Annotated in this window: 4 protein-coding genes; 1 reads left to right on the top strand and 3 read right to left on the bottom strand. The window is 47.9% G+C overall.

Annotated features, from left to right (window positions below; genetic code table 11):
* Nucleotides 1–141: 141 nt before the first annotated feature.
* Nucleotides 142–735: a phosphatase PAP2 family protein gene (locus RMO35_RS19260; RefSeq protein ID WP_309743252.1), complete on the bottom strand. Its 594-nt coding sequence runs from the start codon at nucleotides 733–735 to the stop codon at nucleotides 142–144.
* A gap of 235 nt (nucleotides 736–970) precedes the next feature.
* Between RMO35_RS19260 and RMO35_RS19255 the strand changes: the two genes are divergently transcribed.
* The gene (locus RMO35_RS19255; protein WP_309743250.1) at nucleotides 971–1513 is read left to right on the top strand and encodes a hypothetical protein; all 543 of its coding nucleotides are present in this window, start codon (nucleotides 971–973) and stop codon (nucleotides 1511–1513) included.
* Nucleotides 1514–1696: 183 nt separating this feature from the next.
* Here the strand turns inward: RMO35_RS19255 and hemC are convergent, their stop codons facing one another.
* The gene (hemC, locus tag RMO35_RS19250; protein ID WP_309743248.1) at nucleotides 1697–2701 is read right to left on the bottom strand and encodes a hydroxymethylbilane synthase; all 1005 of its coding nucleotides are present in this window, start codon (nucleotides 2699–2701) and stop codon (nucleotides 1697–1699) included.
* 208 nt (nucleotides 2702–2909) lie between these two features.
* Nucleotides 2910–3218, bottom strand: a complete 309-nt coding sequence (locus RMO35_RS19245) for an urease subunit beta (protein ID WP_309743246.1) — start codon at nucleotides 3216–3218, stop codon at nucleotides 2910–2912.
* Between the last annotated feature and the right edge of the window lie 69 nt (nucleotides 3219–3287).

Genomic DNA, 3287 nt, shown 5'->3' with positions numbered 1-3287 from the left:
TTTACTTGCAAATGTTTAGGAACTTAGAGGATAGTAGGTATTGGATAGTCAATGGCGATCGGAGCAACGAAAGTTAACACTCAATCTGTTCGCTATTTTTTAACAGAGAAAGTAAAATTCTCGATCGATCTATTTACCAATTTAAAACTCGCCTTTAACTTGTAACCCGACAATCGTATTTCCTTGCGCATCCTGACGAATTAGGGGAAATAGCAACAAGCCACGTTTTTGTCCCAATTCGATTTCGCCGACTAGATAACCCAATCCTGCACCGATGAGGACATCTGTAAAGCGGTGGCGATTGAGATCGAGACGGGAATAACCAATCAGGGCAGCACCACTGTACCAGAGGATGGCATAGTCTGGATGATAGTGGCTTTGGATGCGAGCTACGGCAAAGGCTGTCGTCGCATGACAACTAGGAAAACTATCGAGTTCGCGATCGTGATCGGGGCGGGGAGATCTAATCACTTCTTTAAGTCCGTAGCAGAGTGCCGCGCTGGTACCCAATGCGTCTACTACCCGCAAGCTATGCTGTCCGCCATCCGCGCCATCCGTCAGCAATGGTAGTAGCGAGCCGCCACCCAAAAATAGCACCGTACCAGCACCAGAGACAAATTCCGAAAACCCTTTGTTAGTTGTCTGCGCTCGAACGCTAGGAGTAAAACTCACAAGGCTACTGACAGTGCTACCGAGCGCAACTATCGTTACTACTAATCCCTGCTTCCAAGACATAAATACCCCCAGATAATGAAAGTTATTTGCACCGGGAAAGCATCGCCTCCACCAGCTACAAATCGATCGAGTCGTTGGCGTACTTGCTACTGAGATGCTTCCTCGATGACAGTTGCATAATACCGCCTTTTGTAACCAGATCGAATTTAGGCGATCGACCCCGTGTAAAATTTGATGCCGGAAAACTACTACAATAGTTTGTAGATTGTTTTAAGCTCGATCTTAATCATTGCTGATGACTAAATATTTACTATCTAAACTGGCTATCCTCAGCGTGTCACTCACAGCGATGCCATTGCTAGCTGTCGCAGCACCAGAGCCGACTCCAGCACCGACAGCACAGTCAAATACCTCACAGCCAACTATTGCCAGTCTGGATGCCACCCTGCAACAAAATCCCCAAGATCTAGACGCATATTTGCAGCGCGGGATCTTGTACGCTAGACTCCAACAAAATATACCCGCGATCGCCGATTATACTGAAGTGATTCGCCTCGATCGAAATCATGCTCTGGCATATAATAATCGTGCTGCTGCCAAGCTCAATATGAGAGATTATCGGGGTGCCGTGCTGGACTATAACGAAGTTCTCCGCATCCTTCCAGAGCAAGCTATTACCTACAACAATCGCGCGTACGCTCGTCATCAAGCTGGTGACTGCAAGGGGGCAATTGCCGATCTCCGCATTGCGATGGAGTTATTTAGAATCTACGGCGATAATGTTAATTACCAACGGTCTTTAGCCAATCTCAAACAGTTTCAAAGAGCCAAGAGGTAGTTAAGGCTTTAGGTTTTAGGCTTTAGGCTTTAGGGTTTGGTTTTGGGCTTTTGGCTTTAGGGGATGAGATGTTTGTCAATGCAAAAAATCATAATTCAGTCTCAAATGTAGATGGTGGGCACTGCCCACCCTACTTTCTTACTTGTTACTGCCCGCTACAATCTCCCATCTCCCATCTCCCATCTAACTATTAGTTTGCTCGTCCAACACCTTCTTCAATCCATCCCGCCGTACTAGTTCAAAGATTTCATCCAGAATATCTTTTGCGCCTTGACTGCGGAGGAGATTGGCGAGATCTTTCCCGATTTGTTCGGCATTGGTGGCTAGTCCCGTGATGGTATTGGTGACTAATCTTTGCCCATCGAGACTAGATACCATCCCTACTAACGTGAGATTGTCGCCATCGATGGTAGTATTAACGCCGATCGGGACTTGACAACCACCCTCTAATTCTCGCAAGAATGACCGCTCGGCATAACAACGATCGGCAGTCGGCTGATGTTGTAAGGTTTGGAGTAGGGCGAGTATTTCGGGATCTTCAGTGCGACATTCGATGCCGAGTGCCCCCTGTCCGACCGCGTGGAGCGACAAACTAGCCGGAATGACCTGATGAATCCGATCGCCAAAATCTAGGCGTTGTAAGCCCGCCGCAGCCAGAATCAGCGCATCATATTCGCCTGCATCTAGTTTCGCCAGCCGGGTATTAACATTTCCGCGCACGTCTTTGAAGACAAAGTGGGGGAAGTGGTGGCGCAGTTGTGCTAACCGTCGCAATGAGGAGGTACCAATTACGGCACCAGCAGGGAGGGTATCGAGCTGTAAACCTTGATGTTTGGCATTGACAACTAGCGCATCGGCGGGATTTTCGCGTTCGGTGACACAGCCCAGCATCAACCCAGCGGGTAGATTAGTGGGCAGATCCTTGAGTGAGTGTACGGCTAAGTCTGCCGATCGATCGAGAATTTTTACTTCTAGTTCTTTGGTAAATAAACCCTTATCGCCGATTTTTGCCAAGGGTACATCCAAGATTTTATCGCCTTGGGTACTCATCATCTCGACTTCAAAAGTACGATCGGGAAAGTGCTTCTGTAACTCGGCTTGCACCCAATATGTTTGGACTAATGCTAGTTGGCTTTTCCGCGAAGCGATGCGGACTGTCTGGGTGGAGTTAGCAATATTAGCAGACATATAATAAAAGCGATTGTTAATCTAACGTATATAAATACCCAATCTAGGATACAGCCATTGGCGATCGGTTGCTAGTGACGATCGAGCCGTTTCCACTGCCTGAAGCTAGCTTCACCATTGACTTATATCGCTTAGATCGATCGCGATAACTAGTTCACAAACGTTCGTAATAGCTCGAACCTCACCGATCCGAGGATTGTAACTTTCCTCAGTCGAGCCTACCCTCGATTTGAGCGTTGAAGCCATAGATTTCGCGGGAGCCTGCTAGCGCGACTAATTGGACTTGCTTCTCATCTCCTGGCTCGAATCTGACTGCGGTACCAGCGGGGATATCCAACCGCATTCCTTTGGTGGGTTCTCGCTCGAATCTCAAAGCGGCATTAACTTCGTAAAAGTGATAGTGGGAGCCAACTTGAATCGGTCGATCGCCTGTATTAGCAATGGTTAGCTTGAGAATCGGTCGATCGACATTTAGTTCGATCTCGCCAGGTTTGGGAATTATTTCACCGGGAATCATGATTTAGGGGGGAGTTGGGAGTTGGGAGTTGGGAGTTGGTAGTTAGTAGGGGGTAGAGGGTAGAGGGTA

Source organism: Chamaesiphon sp. OTE_20_metabat_361 (assembly GCF_031364565.1).
Note: the sequence above shows the minus strand (reverse complement) of the source record. Positions and strands in the feature narration are given on the sequence as shown.